Origin of the sequence: Mucilaginibacter sp., assembly GCF_039921305.1 — a bacterium.
Lineage (GTDB): Bacteria > Bacteroidota > Bacteroidia > Sphingobacteriales > Sphingobacteriaceae > Mucilaginibacter.
Genome location: NZ_JBDSCA010000022.1, coordinates 15950 through 34846, shown reverse-complemented (window position 1 = coordinate 34846; position 18897 = coordinate 15950). Strand labels below are relative to the sequence as shown.

13 protein-coding genes are annotated in these 18897 nt (G+C 42.3%); 8 read left to right on the top strand and 5 right to left on the bottom strand.

What is annotated here, in order from left to right:
* Positions 1–7: 7 nt before the first annotated feature.
* A complete protein-coding gene (locus ABIN91_RS05630) occupies positions 8–1246 on the bottom strand; it encodes an acyltransferase (RefSeq protein WP_348049357.1) in 1239 nt (412 codons plus the stop codon).
* A 74-nt stretch (positions 1247–1320) separates the two neighbouring features.
* On the bottom strand, positions 1321–2274 hold the full coding sequence (locus tag ABIN91_RS05625; protein WP_348049355.1) for a TIGR01212 family radical SAM protein: 954 nt from the start codon (positions 2272–2274) through the stop codon (positions 1321–1323).
* A 194-nt stretch (positions 2275–2468) separates the two neighbouring features.
* On the opposite strand from ABIN91_RS05625, the gene ABIN91_RS05620 reads away from it, so the two are divergent.
* The 6 genes from ABIN91_RS05620 (at position 2469) to ABIN91_RS05595 (ending at position 12024) form a co-directional block, all read left to right on the top strand.
* Entirely contained in the window at positions 2469–5891 is a 3423-nt protein-coding gene (locus tag ABIN91_RS05620; protein ID WP_348049353.1) for a methylmalonyl-CoA mutase family protein, read from the top strand.
* A gap of 2111 nt (positions 5892–8002) precedes the next feature.
* Positions 8003–8776, top strand: a complete 774-nt coding sequence (locus ABIN91_RS05615) for a terminase small subunit (protein ID WP_348049351.1) — start codon at positions 8003–8005, stop codon at positions 8774–8776.
* 190 nt (positions 8777–8966) lie between these two features.
* Positions 8967–9851 carry a DUF5668 domain-containing protein gene (locus ABIN91_RS05610; RefSeq protein WP_348049349.1) on the top strand — a complete coding sequence of 295 codons (885 nt, stop codon included), beginning with the start codon at positions 8967–8969 and terminating at the stop codon, positions 9849–9851.
* Positions 9852–9877: 26 nt separating this feature from the next.
* Positions 9878–10225: a DUF4288 domain-containing protein gene (locus tag ABIN91_RS05605; protein WP_348049347.1), complete on the top strand. Its 348-nt coding sequence runs from the start codon at positions 9878–9880 to the stop codon at positions 10223–10225.
* A gap of 63 nt (positions 10226–10288) precedes the next feature.
* Complete coding sequence (locus ABIN91_RS05600) at positions 10289–11281, top strand: histidine kinase (protein ID WP_348049346.1); 993 nt, start codon at positions 10289–10291, stop codon at positions 11279–11281.
* A complete protein-coding gene (locus tag ABIN91_RS05595) occupies positions 11278–12024 on the top strand; it encodes a LytTR family transcriptional regulator DNA-binding domain-containing protein (RefSeq protein WP_348049344.1) in 747 nt (248 codons plus the stop codon). The genes ABIN91_RS05600 and ABIN91_RS05595 overlap by 4 nt, the downstream gene beginning before the upstream one ends.
* Before the next feature lie 174 nt (positions 12025–12198).
* On the opposite strand, the gene ABIN91_RS05590 is transcribed toward ABIN91_RS05595, so the two are convergent.
* From ABIN91_RS05590 to ABIN91_RS05580, 3 genes are all read right to left on the bottom strand, one after another.
* Positions 12199–14298, bottom strand: a complete 2100-nt coding sequence (locus ABIN91_RS05590; protein ID WP_348049342.1) for a hypothetical protein — start codon at positions 14296–14298, stop codon at positions 12199–12201.
* A gap of 140 nt (positions 14299–14438) precedes the next feature.
* Entirely contained in the window at positions 14439–15182 is a 744-nt protein-coding gene (gene fabG / locus ABIN91_RS05585; RefSeq protein WP_348049340.1) for a 3-oxoacyl-[acyl-carrier-protein] reductase, read from the bottom strand.
* Positions 15183–15240: 58 nt separating this feature from the next.
* The gene (locus ABIN91_RS05580) at positions 15241–15930 is read right to left on the bottom strand and encodes a hypothetical protein (RefSeq protein ID WP_348049338.1); all 690 of its coding nucleotides are present in this window, start codon (positions 15928–15930) and stop codon (positions 15241–15243) included.
* 171 nt (positions 15931–16101) lie between these two features.
* Between ABIN91_RS05580 and purH the strand changes: the two genes are divergently transcribed.
* Positions 16102–17628: a bifunctional phosphoribosylaminoimidazolecarboxamide formyltransferase/IMP cyclohydrolase gene (gene purH, locus ABIN91_RS05575; RefSeq protein WP_348049336.1), complete on the top strand. Its 1527-nt coding sequence runs from the start codon at positions 16102–16104 to the stop codon at positions 17626–17628.
* A 200-nt stretch (positions 17629–17828) separates the two neighbouring features.
* The gene (locus ABIN91_RS05570; RefSeq protein WP_348049334.1) at positions 17829–18851 is read left to right on the top strand and encodes a rod shape-determining protein; all 1023 of its coding nucleotides are present in this window, start codon (positions 17829–17831) and stop codon (positions 18849–18851) included.
* The last annotated feature ends 46 nt before the right edge of the window (positions 18852–18897 follow it).

Sequence of the window (18897 nt, the reverse complement as noted above, 5' to 3'; positions counted from 1 at the left end):
TTCAGTATTAGTTAGCCTTTAAAAGGGTGGAATCATTGTCGGGATTTCTTTTGGGATTTTTCACCAAAAAGTCTGACTGGCGTATGTAATGATTAACCGGCTCCTCTATATTCTTAAACAATAGAATAGCGATACCATTCAGAGCAATAAACAGATAAAGCAGGTTCAATTGTTCATATTGAAAAGGCGAGATCCAATCAACGCCCCATTTATCATATAAATTGAAAACAGCATCGTTTAACCAGTTCACCGAAAAATTGAGCATATTGTACATGTAACCTAAGTGAATCAGGTAAAATATGTACGAGCTTTTGCCCAGTAATTCTACAAACTTATTAGCCAGTATACCTTTCAAAATTGTGCCATTCTCGGTTATCAAACCATAAAAAAAGATGGTGATGGATACAGCCAGCAAGTAATTATTGGTGATGATGCCCAGCGGATGTTGCTGTCCAAATTCGTTACCGGGAAGTATTGGCAGTATGGACATGATCCAGATGCAGACAAAAATGAGTACAAAACCCAGGTAGGTAAATTTAAATTTATTGGTACGGACCAACCCGTTTTTCTTGATATATAACGCTAATAATATACCCGCAAAAAACTCAAAACAACGCCCTAAAAAGGTAAAGAGCATCATAAAAGTAAAATTGCCGAAGAAGCCATAGAAATTAACATTCCGGAATATGAGCACCAGCAAAGCACCTGTACCGGTAATTACAAAGGGCTGCAACCATGATTTACCATACTTTTTAGCGAAGTAAAACATAAATGGCGCGGAGAAATAAAAGCATTCTTCAACCGTAAGCGACCAGCCTTGCGCGATACCTGTAAACTTTAACCCATCAAAAAAACCACGTAAAAAAACGATGTTCATGATGAAGGCTACAACAGGTTGCAAGCCACCAACCATGGCCGGGATATGCGTAAAGGCGTAGTAGATGAATGCCCCAATAGTTAAAATGGAGTACATGGGATAAATGCGGGCTACCCGGTTTTTGAGGTACTTTTTAAACCACAATTTATCTAAAGAAAAACTATCGTAATAACGGAAAGCGATCAAAAAACCTGAAAGGACAAAGAAGATGGTTACCCCAATGTGGAATTCGCGAAAAAAACGTTGCCCACTTTGGGGAAGATATTCATCAAAAACATACCCAAAGTGTGAAATAAATACCAGATATGCCGCCAAAGCACGCACACCCGTTAAGGCAGGAATATAGTTCTGTAACGTTTTTTGCGACAAAGCTTTGTATAATTTAATTTCAAATACTAATAAATTATGTTGTTAAATGCACAAAGCCAGTGCCACTAATCGTACTACAATAAGGCCGAGCCTTGAACTATTCCGCGCTTGCGGATGGTTTCGTCAATAAAATATTGGATCTCCGATTTTTTAAGGTCCCAGTTTGGCGCGATCAGAAGCTCACGATCTGACAAACCGAATAACCTTTGGATCACAATATCCGGGCGGACCAAGGGAAGCAGTTCGCATAAAAAATCGGCATACTCTGGCAAACTGAATAACTTGAATGGTTCTCGTTTATATTTCACGCCCATTATAGAGCCTTCAACAATATGCAGGTGATGGAACTTGACGAACTTGATATGCGGAAAACGGTTGATCTCGTCGGCATAAGCGAGCATCATTTCTTTAGTTTCCCAGGGGAAACCGAATATGGTATGCACACAAACATCAAGCTTGGAGTTTTCCAGCATAGCTAAAGCTTTGATCAGTTCATCGTGTGTACAGCCGCGGTTGATCTGCCCGAGGGTATCGTTGTAGATGCTTTCCATCCCCATTTCCAGATCAACATCAAAACGATCGGTATAGCTTTCTAACAGGGCTATCTTTTCCATATCAATACAATCGGGGCGGGTGCCTACAGACAGGCCTACAATGTTTTCGGGTTCAATGCTCAGGGCCTCATCATACAGCATCTTTAAATAATGCGTGGGCGCGTAGGTATTGGTATTGGGCTGAAAGTAAATGATGAATTTATCGGCACGGTTACCTTTGCGGGCGCGCTCCATACCTTTAATCACCTGCTCGCGGATGGATGGGTTTTCGCGTGAAACCGATGGAGTGAACGAATCAACATTGCAATAGGTGCAGCCGCCAAAGCCTTTGGAGCCATCGCGGTTGGGGCAGGTAAAGCCGCCATCAACTATTACCTTAAACACACGCTGTCCATCATACTTTTCACGTAGCCAGGCCCCGTAATTGTTATAACTTTTAAAACCAGGCGGCGTTGCTGTTAATTCGTTTTGCATTGCTGCAAAGATAGGGAATAAGAAGCAAGAATTAAGAACAAGATGCAGGAATCAAGATGCAAGAATCAAGACAAAAACTTTAACAGACTTGATTATCAGTTACTATCTTGATTCTTGCATCTTGATTCTTGATTCTCAAACCTGATTCTAATTCGGGTATTTTAGTTAATTTTGTTCAATAACCATTTATATCCATGGAAAACTCCAGTCCATATATACCGCAAAATAAAATTCGCTTTGTAACGGCTACTTCTTTGTTTGACGGGCACGATGCTACCATTAATATTATGCGCCGCATTTTGCAATCATCGGGTGTAGAGGTGATCCATTTGGGACACAACCGATCTGTTGACGAGGTGGTGAATTGCGCTATACAGGAGGATGTTCAGGGTATTGCCTTAACATCATACCAGGGCGGGCACATTGAGTATTTTAAATACATGTATGATTTGCTGCAGGAGAAAGGCGCCGGCCATATCAAAATATTTGGCGGTGGTGGTGGGGTTATACTTCCGTATGAAATTAAAGAGCTGATGGATTACGGTATCGCGCGCATCTATTCGCCGGATGATGGCCGCCACATGGGTTTGCAGGGGATGATTGATGATATGATGCGCCAATGCGACCGGCCTATCACATCCCATTTAAATGGCGAGATCAAATACCTGCACGAAAAGAATAACAAAGCCATTGCAACGGCAATAAGTGTGGTAGAGAATTATCCAGCCAACGCGGGTGAGTTTTTAACTGAACTCAAAAAACTCAATACTCAACATATCCCGGTATTGGGTATTACAGGAACTGGTGGCGCGGGTAAATCATCATTAGTAGATGAGTTGGTTCGCCGTTATCTGATGGAGACGGATAAGACCTTAGCTATTATTTCTGTTGATCCATCCAAACGCAAAACAGGCGGTGCCTTATTAGGCGACCGGATCCGGATGAACTCTATTAATAACCCGCGGGTTTATATGCGTTCGCTGGCTACCCGGCAGGCTAACCTTGCTCTATCCAAATACGTTCAAGAGTCTATTGATATCTGTAAGGCCGCGGGTTATGATCTGATCATTGTGGAGACATCGGGCATCGGTCAATCGGATACGATGATCACTGATTATTGCGACCTGTCGCTCTATGTAATGACACCTGAATTTGGCGCGGCAACACAATTGGAAAAGATTGACATGCTGGATTTTGCCGACATTGTAGTACTCAACAAATTCGACAAACGTGGCGCGCTGGATGCTATCCGCGATGTGCGCAAGCAATACAAACGTAATCATAAATTATTTGAGGCTAAAGACGAAGACCTGCCGGTTTTTGGCACTATGGCATCGCAGTTTAATGATCCGGGGATGAACAGTTTGTTTGTGGCGTTGATCAAAACCATCAAAGCTAAAACCGGGATCGATTTTCATACCAAAATGGAATTGGCTGGTGAAGATGTAGATAAGGTATATATTATTCCGCCGGACCGGACCCGCTACCTTGCCGAAATTGCCGAGAGCAGCGCGGCTTATAATGATTGGGTTAATCGACAGTGCAAAATTGCCCAGCAGATGTACCAGGTGAAGGGTGTGATCAGCCTCACCCCAACTCTCTCCAAAGGAGAGGGAGTTAAAAACCAGGACGGGAAAGTTCTCTCCTTTGGAGAGGATTTAGGTGAGGCTCTAAGCGCTTTATATACTCAGCTCGAAGAAAGTTTGGATGGCGAATGCCGCCAGCTTTTGCGTGACTGGCCCAAAACTTTGGAAACTTATAAAGCCGACGAGTTCATTTTTAAGGTTAGGGATAAAGAGATCAGGCAGTCGTTATATTATACCTCGCTTTCACAATCGCGCATTCCTAAAATATCATTGCCCCGATATGAAGCATGGGGAGATATATTGCGCTGGTTGTTAACCGAAAACGTACCGGGCGAGTTCCCTTATGCTGCCGGTGTGTTCCCGCTGAAGCGCGAGGGGGAAGACCCAACCCGTATGTTTGCCGGTGAGGGCGGCCCTGAGCGTACTAATAAACGCTTCCATTATGTATCGCTTGGTCAGCCGGCGCACAGACTGTCAACCGCTTTTGATTCGGTTACGCTTTACGGGGAAGACCCGCATATCCGTCCGGATATTTATGGTAAGATAGGTAACTCTGGTGTGAGTATCGCTACTTTGGATGATGCGAAAAAGCTGTATTCCGGCTTTGATCTGTGCCATGCATCAACATCGGTATCTATGACCATTAATGGCCCCGCACCAATGCTATTGGGCTTCTTTATGAATGCGGCCATTGATCAGCAATGCGAAAAATATATTACAGAGCATAAACTCGAACACCTGGTTGAAGCTAAATTCAAAGAGTTATATGATGATAAAGGCCTGCAAAGGCCTACCTATCAATCCCTAACCGGAACGGAATTACCCGAAGGTAATAATGGCCTCGGCTTGATGCTGTTGGGCCTTACCGGCGACCAGGTTTTGCCTGCTGAGGTTTATGCTAAAATAAAAGCCTATGCCATAGCCACCGTTCGGGGGACTGTTCAGGCGGATATTTTAAAGGAGGACCAAGCTCAGAACACCTGCATCTTTTCTACCGAGTTTGCTTTGCGGATGATGGGCGACATGCAGCAATACTTCATTACCGAAAAGGTGCGCAACTTTTACTCGGTATCCATATCCGGCTATCACATTGCCGAGGCGGGTGCGAATCCTATTACGCAGTTGGCTTTTACTCTTTCAAATGGTTTCACTTACGTGGAATACTACCTGAGCCGTGGTATGCATATTGATGATTTTGCGCCTAACCTCTCGTTCTTCTTTTCCAATGGCATTGATCCGGAATACGCCGTTATTGGGCGTGTGGCAAGGAGAATATGGGCTAAAGCCATCAAGAACAAGTATAAGGGTAACGACAGATCGCAAAAGCTCAAATACCATATTCAAACCAGCGGGCGCTCATTGCATGCGCAGGAGATCGACTTTAACGATATCCGCACTACGCTGCAAGCGCTTTACGCCATTTATGATAATTGCAACAGTCTGCATACCAACGCTTATGATGAAGCCATAACCACACCTACCGAAGAATCTGTTCGCAGGGCGATGGCTATTCAACTCATCATCAACCGGGAATTAGGCCTTGCCAAAAATGAGAACCCGATACAGGGCGCCTTTATTATTGAAGAGCTAACCGACCTGGTAGAGAACGCCGTACTAACCGAATTTAAGCGAATTAATGATCGTGGTGGTGTTTTAGGTGCTATGGAAACCATGTACCAACGTGGTAAGATCCAGGAAGAATCCCTTTACTATGAAACCCTTAAACACACTGGTGAATACCCCATAGTTGGTGTAAATACCTTTTTGAATAAGAACGGCTCACCGACTATTATTCCATCCGAAGTGATACGGGCCACCGAAGAGGAGAAGCAATTTCAGATCAGCGCTTTGGATGCTTTTCAGCAACGCAACAAAACCATCACACCACTGCTACTCAAAACCTTGCAAAAATCTGCTGTTGCCGGGGATAATATATTTGAGCAGCTAATGGAGGTTTGTAAATATTGTTCGTTGGGCCAGATATCGCATGCGCTTTATGAGGTTGGCGGACAGTACAGAAGGAATATGTAGTTGTGATGGAAGATGTGAGAGGTAAGATGGAAAATGTTTATTTTGCAAGTTAGAAACTTGCTGGATGATGCTCACAAGTTATGCTGCGTAAACTTGCGATAGCTGGGTGACAAATTGTTTGTCGCTTTGGTAAAGGGTAGCCCACTCCGGGGCATAAAACAATGGATTTTATATTTCTACAAATAGGTAGCCCTCGTTGAGGGCAGATTGTCCTGAAGTTTAAATCTTTTGAACAAGTGTGGATGTGTACATGATGCTCACAAATTACGCTACGCTAAACTTGCGATAGCTGGGACAAATTGTTTGTCGCTTTGGTAAAGGGTAGCCCACTCCGGGGCATAAAATAAGGAATTTTATATTTCTACAAATAGGTAGCCCTCGCTGAGGGCAGATTGTCCTGAAGTTTAAACCTTTTGAGCACGTGTGGATGTGAGCAGGGAAATAGCTTTTTAACAGGAGGCACCTACGGAGCCAAAAAACTTTGTGAACGTATCTATAAACAGGAAGTTCCTACGGAACTAAGACAGAATTGTGTGCTACTACTCCGTAGGAGTATCCTGTTTATAGAAATATAGTATGGCTAAAATGGCTCCATAGGTGCCTCCTACCCGCTATAAAATATTAAAGCGATTTCACCGAAGATGTGAGATGTAAAACTCTCGTCAATACATCAATCGGATCTGTATGTTAGACTTGCATAGTTCCCGCTCAATTGACACGGAGGCTATTTCTTTTGTCTTGACAGGAGACTACATACGTGTTAGACCATGGATTATTTAGGAATATTGTCATTCCTGCTATAAACTGGGTAAGGTGGATTTTCACCTCTGTTTTATTAAGTTTTACAGAGACTATATAACGCCTTTTTTCTTCTGTAATTTGATTTATATATTCAAATTCCACATCCCAAAAGACAGACCACACTCCGGAAACAACATATCTAATTTCATTAGGGGCTACTTCAGGATGTTGTATAACAAAAATAAGGAAATAATATTAATAACTTAGAGGTCGGTGCCTCGACGATTTATATTTTAATGTTAAGCAAATGAAAAATGTTTACTCAGGTTTTTTGGGTTAAAGGCCATAACAAAGTTGCCCTATAAGAATTGGAGCGTTCATTAATAAGAACGGTATACAAAAGGAAGATATTGTTCAGATATTAATAGATCCCGATGACAGGGAAACAATTTATCTTTTATATTATGCACGCACGGATTTTATGTCGCAACATATAGAATATGTATAATATTTCATAGAGTGTTTGCCCCAACCCATACAGTTATTAACTTTACATAAATGGCAGAAGATAAGAAAAACTCCAAAGAAGCATCTAACATTTCATAGTATTATGAAAGTATCGGTATCTAAAAAGGTGGAGAAGAAGGAAAAACCTAAAACCAAACAAAAACCTAAAAAGTAGCACTATGAATACAATAAAAGGAAAAATTAAAGTAGTTGGATTTGTACTACTTATTATTATAATCATTGTTGCAGTATTTTGGCACTTATATGACCATGAATACCTTTCTGCTGCGCTTCAAGCCCTACCGCTGATACTTGTAATTATCAATAGAAAATACTTGTTAAATAAACTTGGTCTAACACGTATATAGTCTCCTCTTGACACAAAAGAAACAAAAAGTCAAGTCAGCAAAAAGGCTTCTTTGCCGCACGGCCTTGCACACAAGCGGGCAGAACTCACGGGCTTCCTTAGCTTTGCTCTATATCACACAGGCTCGCCCGGGCAAAGCTAAGAGGCCCCTTCTACCGCACCGCCCTACACGTTCTGTCCGCTTTGTCCGAAGCTCCCTTTGCTGACAAAAATCGGGTTCAAATTAAATTTCGGATACCAGTTGGTTATGGGTCGCGTGGAGAAGCCACCGCTCCGCATTTCGAGTACCTCAGTGTGACACCCACCTCTACTTATTTTCGGGTTGGTTAGTTTGATATCTTTAGTTATTTTAATTTATTAAGTTATTGTAACTATTTAATAATCAAATAATTACATCTATTTTTTGATTAGATTTTGTTGGTTTATTTGTACCTTTGTGTTTCTGGATCCCGCGTCTGCGGGATCCCAATTGTCTCACCTAAAAATAAATGAACCGATGAACAATTTTGATGAACTGACTTTACAACAACAACGTTTTTGTGATGAGTATTTGGTGTGCTTTAACGCTTTCCGCGCGGCATTGAGTGCCGGTTATAGTGAGAATACGGCACGCAAGGGTGACATGCTGCACCAGCCTAAGATACAGGCTTACCTGAAGGCCGGCATGGACAAGGCAAGGCAGCGTTTGGAGGTTACCCATGATATGATATTACGCGAACTGGCCAAGATCGCTTTTAGTAATATGGGTAATTATTATGATGATACTGCTACTTTGAAGCCCATGAGCCTACTAACAAGCGATGAGAAAGCGGCTATCAGCCAGTACCAGATCATGGATTCCACTGACGAGTATGGTAACCGGGTTGGTGAGCTGAGCCGGATAAAACTACATAATAAGATGAGCGCTTTGGATAAGATTGCGCGGCATGTGGGGTTTTATGGAGTAGCCAAGAGTAAGGAGCAAGGAGCAAAGATTCAGGGTAAAGTGGCAGAAGTTGTGAGTGGTGAGTTGCCGGTTGTGAGTTTGGGGGAAGAGCAGGAAGCGGGAAGTTTGAAGCAGGAAGCTTTTGAGGAGATTCAAGAATCAGGATGTGAGAATCAGGATGAAGAAGGGTTTGTTGTGAATGGCGAGGGAGAACTTGTTGCTGAGACTGTAATAGCGGATACTTTGACACATGGTGATGAGCCAGGTGCTTTGGAGAGTTCATCTGCAAGGGCTGGAAAAATTCTTACTTTATCCCCCCCGGCCAATGCGCGGGGAGAAATATAGGTACTATTGCATAACCGTAAAACTATAAATAGCACCAAAGGCTAAATAAACTGCAGGCAAATAATTTTTTCACCGACAAAATCACTCCACTCACCGAAAATTGAAAGCCTATCGCCAATTTTACTTTGTACAACCGTAAATGTTAACTTACTTTTGGTTATTAAATTTTCAGGATACAGAACTTACTCAAATGCAAAACGATATAGAACAACAACCAATACCCGGCCGCAACAACGGCAAAGTTATTGCCGGCTTTATTTTACTGGTAATAGGCGGGGGCCTATTGCTGCAACAATTAGGGGCCTACATTTTACCTTATTGGATATTCAGCTGGCCAATGTTTTTAATTGTAATTGGCTTATACAGCGGGGCAAAGCATAACTTCCGCAAACCCATGTCATATATATTATTCATTATAGGAGTGCTATTCCTTCTGGACGATATTTTTCCCGATGTTAATTTTCACCACATGTTTTGGCCAATTCTTATTATTAGCGCAGGTTTGCTGATGATATTGAATCGTAACCACCAGTGGGATAACAAACGCTTTGGCAAAGGTCGCCGTAATCGGTGGAGTGAAAGCGATAAATGGGAGCAAAACCAGCAATACAACTGGGATAAAAAAGTAAATCCCGATAACCCAACCGAGCCTATAATTGAAGAACCTGCTGATACAACATCTTATACCAGTACGGAGCAAACCAAAACAGCTTACGGAAAAACATACAAAGGCTACCCTGTTGAAGATTATTTAGATGCCACTTCCATTTTCGGGAGCGCCAACAAAACCATCTTCACCAAAACCTTTCGCGGCGGCGAGATCGTGAACATCTTCGGTGGTGCCGAAATTGATTTTACCCAAAGCGACATTAGCGGACAGGTAGTGATCGATGTTACCCAGATATTCGGCGGTATAAAACTCTTAGTACCACCACACTGGCACGTAACATCGGATACGGTATCCCTTTTTGCAGGCTTTGATGATAAGCGCAAACAAAAAAACTTAACCGGCGATAAAGTATTGATGATAACCGGTACGTCTATCTTCGCAGGGATCGAGATCCGCAGTTATTAATTTATTAACGAAAACAACCTAACCTTATGAATTGGTACGTAGCAAAAATAGTTTTTCAGATAATAAGTGGCGAGGGTAATCACCAGCCACAGTTTGACGAGCAGTTGCGCCTGGTAAGCGCCGATAACGAAAAGCAAGCTTTTGAAAAAGCCTGCAACATGGGTCGCCAAAATCAGGACAGGTTTGAGAACGTTCAAAAACAAACCGTGCAATGGCAGTTTATTGATGTGGCCGAATTGAACCCGGTGAGTGAATTAACCGACGGTGCCGAACTATACTACAACATTCACGAAGAAGCCGATGCCGAACTATACATCAAATGGACACATCATAAATCGGCCCTATTAAACAATGCCGCGCACGCAACCTGTTAAGCAATAACCTTGGCAAATTACCAGTCTACATACTCAAAAATAAGCATAATATTAGCAACATGCATGCTGGTATGGGCCGCTATGCATGCCTATATTGTTTATAGTTTTGGGTTTAACTGGTATATAGCCGCAACAGACAGCGCCATTTACACCGTATTATTAGCGGCGGCCTGCTGGCTCATTAACAACAATTTACGCTACTATCAGCCAAGTACCAAAGGCTATATCAACCTGGTAGTTTGGTGCGCCGCCTTATCGGGATTATGTATCGCGATAGCCCGCTGGGGTTTACCGTTAATTATTGAGGATAAGGGGTATAAGTATTTCATTTCAAACTCACTCACTATCCGTTTCTTTATTAGTTTTTTAGCGGTGGGGTGCATGGCCATGATAAGCTTTATCTTTTATAGCCAGGTAGATCAAAAGAAAACCGAGAAACGCAAATTTGAAGCCGAGCGCCTTGCCCGCGAAGCGGAACTATATAACCTGCGCCAGCAATTACAGCCACACTTTTTATTCAATAGCCTAAACTCTATCAATGCCTTGATCGGGATCCGCCCGGACGAAGCCCGCAAAATGATACACCAACTCTCCGACTTTTTACGCGGAACATTAAAAAAGGATGATCAGGAGTTGGTTCCTTTGGTTGATGAAATGGCCCATTTGCAATTGTACTTAGATATTGAAAAGGTACGTTTTGGTCATCGTTTGATAACCGAGATCAGTTGTGATAAGAAAAGTAACGAAGCTATATTACCTGCCATGTTATTGCAGCCAATTGTAGAAAATTCTATTAAATTTGGCTTATACGATACCACCGAAGCTGTAACCATAAGCATACGTGCCGAGGTTAGCGATAATTATTTAGTTTTGATGGTACAAAACCCATACGATTCACAAACCACCCGTCCGCGTGCCGGAACAGGTTTTGGCTTAAGCGGAGTACAACGCCGCCTATACCTGCTGTTCGCCCGCAACGATCTGGTTGAAACCCATGCCGAAGACAACACTTATACAACCATTATCAAAATACCCCAGTTAGTAACAAAAACATGAAACGAGCTTTAATTATTGACGACGAACCCCTGGCCCGTTTAATTGTAAGGGAGTATTTGATGGATTACCCACAAATAGAAGTTCTGCAAGAATGTGGCGACGGCTTTGAAGGCGTAAAAGCCATAAACCAATACCAACCCGACCTGATATTTTTGGATGTACAAATGCCCAAAATAAACGGTTTCGAAATGCTTGAGTTGGTTGAGAATCCACCATCGGTAATATTCGCTACCGCTTTTGATGAATATGCTATTAAGGCTTTTGAAACCCATGCTGTTGATTATCTGTTAAAACCATTCAGCAAAGAGCGTTTTGGTAAAGCGGTTGACAAATTCCTTAGTCAATCCACACCTGCGCAGGCACAAAAAATTGCCGATGATATGCTCAACTCAACCGTTGCGGCATCGCCGGCGCAACATGAACGTATTGTGGTTAAAACGGGTACTAAGGTGAAGATCATCCCTGTTCAGGATGTGCAATACCTGGAAGCTGATGATGATTACGTAAGTATCCACACTCAGGAAGGTTCATTCCTCAAAAACAAAACCATGAGCTTCTTTGAGCAAACGCTTGATCCCCGTCAATTTGTCCGCGTACACCGTTCCTACATCTTAGCCGTACAACAGATCACCCGGATTGATCCTTATGAGAAAGACGCGCATATCGCCATCCTAAAATCAGGGGCTAAAATTCCGGTGAGTAAAACTGGTTATGTAAAGTTAAAGGGTGTTTTAGGGATCTAATATCGATAATGTCATTTCGATAGAGCAAGGGCAGGAATTAGCGGTTGCGCGAAAGAGAAATCTTCTGCGATTAGCAAGACGAAGCGAATGATGCAGAAGATTTCTCCTCACCCCAATGCTCTTCCCCATCCCTGTTCGTCGAAATGACATCGAGATTTTTATCCGAACTCAATTTTACAATTCCCCTTCGCGTTTGCGCATAAACCATTCGGTGCTAAGCAAGGCCAGTATTAAAGCAAATACCCACTTCTCATCCACCAGGTCACGGTAGTTTTTATCGTCGTAAACAATGGTTTTGATGTTCTCGTTCTTACGGATCAAGGCCGCCAGTTGGTCTATTTGCGATGGCATTAACATTTGGCCGCCGTTATCTTTAGCCAGGTTATAAAGCAAATGATGGTCGGCAGCGCTTTGGCGGGTTTCTGCATTAAGTGGCTTTACTGCCAGTTGCCCGGTTGCTGTTAACGTTTTGTCGCCCAGTTTGGTGCTCGATGTATAAGTATAATCGTCGGGTGGTAAAGTGCCCGCATCAAGCTGATAGCTCTGCCCGTTCCGGGTAAAAATGAAGCTATAGGTTTTGCCTGATTTACCTTTCAAATCTATTTTGACATCGGGTGTATTGATCAATTCCAAAGCATCATTATACAGCTCAGCATTCAAAATCACATCCTCACTTTCGTCGAATACGTTTTTGGCGGGATACACCCTAAAACGGCTGTAATCGCCTTTAGCGGTTAGGTATTGTACAGATTGGCTGAGTAGTTCGTCAACCGCGTTATAGTTACCATTGGCGGCGTATTCGGCCAGGCGCCATTTCCAGATACCTTCGGCGGTTAATACGGCTATACGGGTTCCGGCATCTTCGCCAAAGGCCAGTAAGGGGTACGATGTTTCTACACTGCCTATCTTTTGCTTTAATAAGACAGACTGGGCAGATGGCGCGCTATAATTCCCGAAAGGGGCCAACAAAGGGGGCAACAAAGCCAACTGCCTGCGGGTTGAATCGCTCAAAGTAAAGGCCGAGAAATCAGGCTTAGGAGCGGCAAAAACCTCCTGCATATCATAACGGGTAACATTGATCTGGATGATCTTCTGCAGTCGGTTTACCTGGTAAATATCAGATTGCGCGCCTACAATGTACCAAAGCGGCATTTTCAATTTAGCCAACTGGCCTTGTAAAGCCGAAGGCATTACCGAGCGGGCGGCAGGTAACTGGTACAATATTACTAAACTGTAACTGCTCAGTTTAGTAAGATCAGCATCGGTAACCAAGCTGGCTTTGATCTCGTAATTACGATTGCTTTCCAGCGATAGTTTAATAGCGCCGATATCCGGATGCGGGCTATTATACAGCAACAGAATCTTTTGCTTCACATCCAACACCTCTACATAAATGGTTTCGGTATTATTAGCTGTGGATATTTCGTTGGCGATAGGTTGCAGACTGATGGTAAATTTGTGAATCCCCTTTCTATCCGCATGCAATTTTAAAGGAATAACCTTACGAAAATCGTTCGCTGCAATAGCAATGGTTTGGTTAGAAATGGATGCGCCATCCTCACTCACATTCATCCTGATATTCTCGCCTTTGCTTTGGTAAGCTTCGGTTAAAACCTCAACTTCAAAATCGTTACCTAAAAAGGCGGTTTTGTTGTAGTTTACATTGCCGATAAGCAAATCGCGCTTAGGTATGGTATCGCCTAAAGCTATGGTATAAATATTGGTCTTTAGATTTTTAGCAACGTATTGCGGACTACTGCCTTTGTTATAAATACCATCGGTAGCTAAAACCAAAGCGCCTATATTTTGATTGGCAAACCGGTCGGTCAATCCCCGGAAGGCGGCCGAGATATCGGTTTGCTTACCATTGAATTTGGTGGACAGGCTATCTTTAAGATCGTTGGAAAAGTTGAACTCGCGAACGTCATAATCGTTACCCAAAGCCTTTTTTAATTCACCCAATTGGTTTACAAATTTGACTGGGTCAAAATCTTTGGGTTTGAATAGCGGGATAGATGATGAATTATCCTGGGCAACCAGCACCAAAGGTTTTTCGGGGCGGCTGCTTACCGATTTGATTAACGGAGATAGCAAAAGCAGCGCAATTACAGCAACAGTAATGGCACGGGCAACGCTCAACAGGTATAAAGCTGTATGGGAAAGATTGATGGGTTTACGGTACAGCAACCATGCATAAACAGCACCAAGGGCCAGGCAGGCTAAAACCCACCATCCCGAAACCGAACCCCAGCTTATAGAAAACAAAAACAGCATATCGTTTTGTAAATATGCTGTTTTTTATTCTAAGTCAATAACCGGCAAAGGGAATTGTATGTTATTTTAATTTGAGCTTCAAGCTGCAGGCATAAGCTACAAATTAGGCATGCGACTTGAAGCTTATAGCTTGCGTTCTATTAAAGCATTCCACCGTCAACCGGGATAACCTGGCCGGTGATGTACGATGCCATGTCCGATGCCAGGAACACGCAGCAATTAGCCACATCTTCGGGCTCGCCGCCACGTTTTAGCGGGATACCTGCTTCCCAGCCCTCAACCACTTTAGGGTCTAATACTTCCGTCATTTCTGTTTTGATGAAACCCGGAGCAATTACATTGGTACGAATATTACGTGAGCCTAACTCTTTGGCAATAGATTTTGAGAAACCAATGATACCCGCTTTTGAAGCGGCATAGTTGCTCTGGCCAGCATTACCCTGTACACCCACAACCGAACTCATGTTAATAAACACACCTGTACGGTTTTTCATCATTACCTTAGATGCTACCTTGGTTACGTTAAAAATCGATTTCAGGTTCACGTTCATTACTTCGTCCCAGTTCTCTTCGGTCATGCGCATTAACAGGCCGTCTTTAGTGATACCGGCGTTGTTTACCACGATATGTAAAGTGCCAAAATCGGCAACAATATCGCTGATCAGTTTTTCGGCTTCGTCAAACTTAGAAGCATCAGAGCGGTAGCCTTTTATTTTGGTACCAAAGCTTTGCAGTTCCTGTTCAAGTGCCAGTCCTTTTTCAACCGACGATAAATAGGTAAAGGCAACATTAGCGCCATGTTCAGCAAATTTCTCAGCTATCTTGCGGCCAATGCCTTTTGATGCGCCGGTAATGAGTGCCGTTTTTCCTTCGAGTAATTTCATGTAAAATTAAAATGATTTTAATACAGTCGGCGAAGTTAGAACTTTTTTGAAATTTATTTTAATCGCATGAATAGTAAGATAGCTTGATCTTGCCGCCATTTAACTGTTTTGCTTTTACTTCTTGTGCTGCATCTTCCATAAACAACCACACTTCTTCAAAAAGCAAAACTTCCTGGAAAGATAAGTTATTCATGTATAACGATACATCCGGGCATCCATCATATTCTGACACGATTTCTGTGATGCCATTTTTATAAGTATGTGTCGTAACTATCAGGGGCTGTTTGCGTACAATACTTTTTTTTATAGTAATTTTCGGTTTGCCATATAATCTTTTTAAATAGGTATCGTCATCTTCAAAAAAATAAACTCTTCCTTTATCCATGCTGTCTGAATATCTACTTCTATCTTGTAAGAAGCAGGGCATTGCCGATAAATATCCGCTGAAAACATAACCTTGCTTATTGCCATAACTAACTTTTATCCAATTGCCTTTTAAAGGATAAGGGTGTTTGGTAACCTGGTTTACAAAAGGAACAGTAAATGATTTGGTGGTAACTGCTACATCGATAATTGTAACAGACGCACCATAAGCTATTGTTAACAATTTATCGTTTTTGCCGGGCTCATGTAATAAAGGAATGCCGCTTATATTCCATACATTTAAAACATCGCCTTTTTTAAAAGAATCAGACGAGAATACATTGACGCATTTAAAAAGCAAAATAATCAGGAAGTATTTTTTCATCAGGTTGATAATTGCTGGTTTGAAGATAGTATTTTCCAATTAATAATTTGGCGTATTCTCATTCCATATCCATCCATTAATTTTTTGTTAAATTAATACCTAATATTCAGTTTTTTACTTCGGTATCCGCTATAAAAATTACTACTTTTGCGGCTCTTAAACAACAAATTCATGAGCAGTTCTGTAGCTATCAAAAACGCCCTAATTTCTGTATATTATAAAGACAACCTGGAGCCCATTATTTTGGAGCTTAAACGCCTAGGTGTTAAAATTTATTCAACCGGTGGTACCGAAGATTTTATCCGTGCTTTAGGTGTTGATGTTATAGCCGTAGAAGACCTGACCTCTTATCCATCCATCTTAGGCGGCCGTGTTAAAACCCTGCACCCTAAAGTATTTGGTGGTATTTTAGCCCGCCGCAGTTTTGAAGGCGATCAGCAGCAATTGGCTCAATATGAGATCCCGGAAATTGACCTGGTTATAGTTGACCTATACCCGTTTGAAGAAACCGTAAAATCGGGCGCGGGCCATGATGATGTGATCGAGAAGATAGATATCGGTGGTATCTCGCTTATCCGCGCAGCAGCCAAAAACTATAAAGATGTAACCATCATCGCGTCAAAAGATGATTATGCTGAGTTGGAAAACATCCTGAAAACACAAAACGGCGAAACTACTTTTGATCAGCGCCGCTCACTCGCTAAAAAAGCTTTCAATACATCATCACATTACGATAGCGCTATCTTCAACTACTTTAACCAGGAAGACCCGCAGCCGGTATTTAAACAAAGTATACAACGTAGCCAGGTTTTACGTTATGGCGAAAACCCGCATCAAAAAGGGATTTTTTATGGTAACCTTGATGCCATGTTCACCAAACTGAACGGTAAAGAATTATCATACAATAACTTAGTTGATGTTGACGCCGCCGTTGCTTTGATCGATGAGTTTACAGAGCCAACCATCGCGATACTAAAACACACCAATGCCTGCGGAATTGCTTCGCGCTCATTTATCAAAGAAGCCTGGTTAGATGCTCTGGCTTGCGATCCTGTTTCGGCCTTTGGTGGTGTGATCATCGCTAACGACGAGATCAACGCCGAAACCGCTGCCGAAATAAGCAAATTATTCTTCGAAGTATTAATAGCCCCGGCTTATACTGATGAGGCCTTGGTTTATCTTACTGAAAAGAAAAACCGCATCATCCTGATCCGTAACCCGGTTGAGTTACCTGTTAAGCAATTTAAAACTTTGCTGAACGGTGTTATCGAACAAGATAAAGATTCAACCGTTGAAGGACCGGACCTAATGAAACCAGCTACCACAAAACAACCAACCGAACATGAATTGCGCGACCTGTTTTTTGCTAATAAAGTTGTAAAACATACCAAATCAAACACCATTGTGTTTGCTAAAAACAACACACTGATAGCCAGCGGCGTGGGGCAAACCTCAAGGGTTGATTCGTTAAGGCAAGCTATTGTTAAGGCTGAGGCTTTTGGCTTTGATTTGAAGGGGGCTGTTATGGCATCAGATGCATTTTTCCCATTCAATGATTGTGTAGAAATTGCTGCCGATGCCGGAATTACTGCTATATTGCAACCGGGCGGTTCAATAAAAGATCAGGATTCGATAAAAATGGCCGACGAAAAAGGTATATCTATGGTAATGACCGGGGTGCGCCATTTTAAACATTAATGAGATGTAGATATTTCATTAAAATAGTTTATAAATTACTAATTTGCACTGATATAGATATTACTGAGAATACTTAAACCTACACGCATTACTAAATTGAACTTGTTAAATATGGATTAAACTGTTCATCATGTTCAGTGAAATTCGTGTTAATACGTTCTTATTATTTAACTTTGCAAATTCTTTGAACACAAACGAATATGGGTCTTTTTAATTTTTTCACGCAAGAAATTGCCATTGATTTAGGTACCGCGAATACACTTATTATACATAATGATAAAGTTGTTGTTGATGAACCATCTATAGTAGCCTTTGACCGTACCACCAACAAGGTGATAGCAATAGGGCGCCAGGCCATGCAAATGGAGGGTAAAACACACGATAATATACGTACCGTTCGCCCGCTTAAAGACGGTGTTATAGCCGACTTTAACGCTGCCGAGCACATGATACGCGATATGATCCGCATGATAAACAAAGGCAAGGGTTGGTTCTTCCCGTCGTTACGTATGGTTATCTGTATCCCATCGGGTATTACCGAGGTTGAGAAACGTGCCGTGCGCGATTCAGCCGAGATTGCCGGCGCTAAAGAGGTTTACCTGATACACGAGCCAATGGCTGCGGCCGTAGGTATTGGTATTGATGTGGAAGAGCCTATGGGTAATATGATCATCGATATCGGTGGTGGTACTACCGAGATCGCGGTTATCGCTTTATCGGGTATCGTTTGTGATCAATCTATCCGTGTTGCGGGTGATAACTTTGACAGCGATATTGTTCAATACATCCGTCGCCAGCATAACATTATGATTGGTGACCGTACTGCCGAGAAGATCAAAATTGAAGTTGGTGCAGCTTTACCTGAATTGGCTGAGCCACCTGCTGATTTCGCGGTTCAAGGACGTGATTTGATGACCGGTGTACCTAAACAGATCACCGTATCCTATACCGAAATTGCACATTGCCTGGATAAATCTATTTCGAAAATAGAGGAAGCAATATTAAAGGCCTTAGAGATCACCCCTCCTGAGCTTTCGGCTGATATTTACCAAACAGGTATTTACTTAACCGGTGGTGGTGCGCTGTTGCGTGGTTTAGATAAACGTGTTGCCGCTAAAACAAAATTACCGGTTCACGTTGCCGAAGATCCACTTCGCGCTGTGGTACGTGGTACAGGTATAGCTTTGAAAAATATAGGTAACTTTAAATTTTTAATGCAATAATTTAGTGAGCAATGAATAGTGAGCGGTGAATGGTTTGAAATTCACT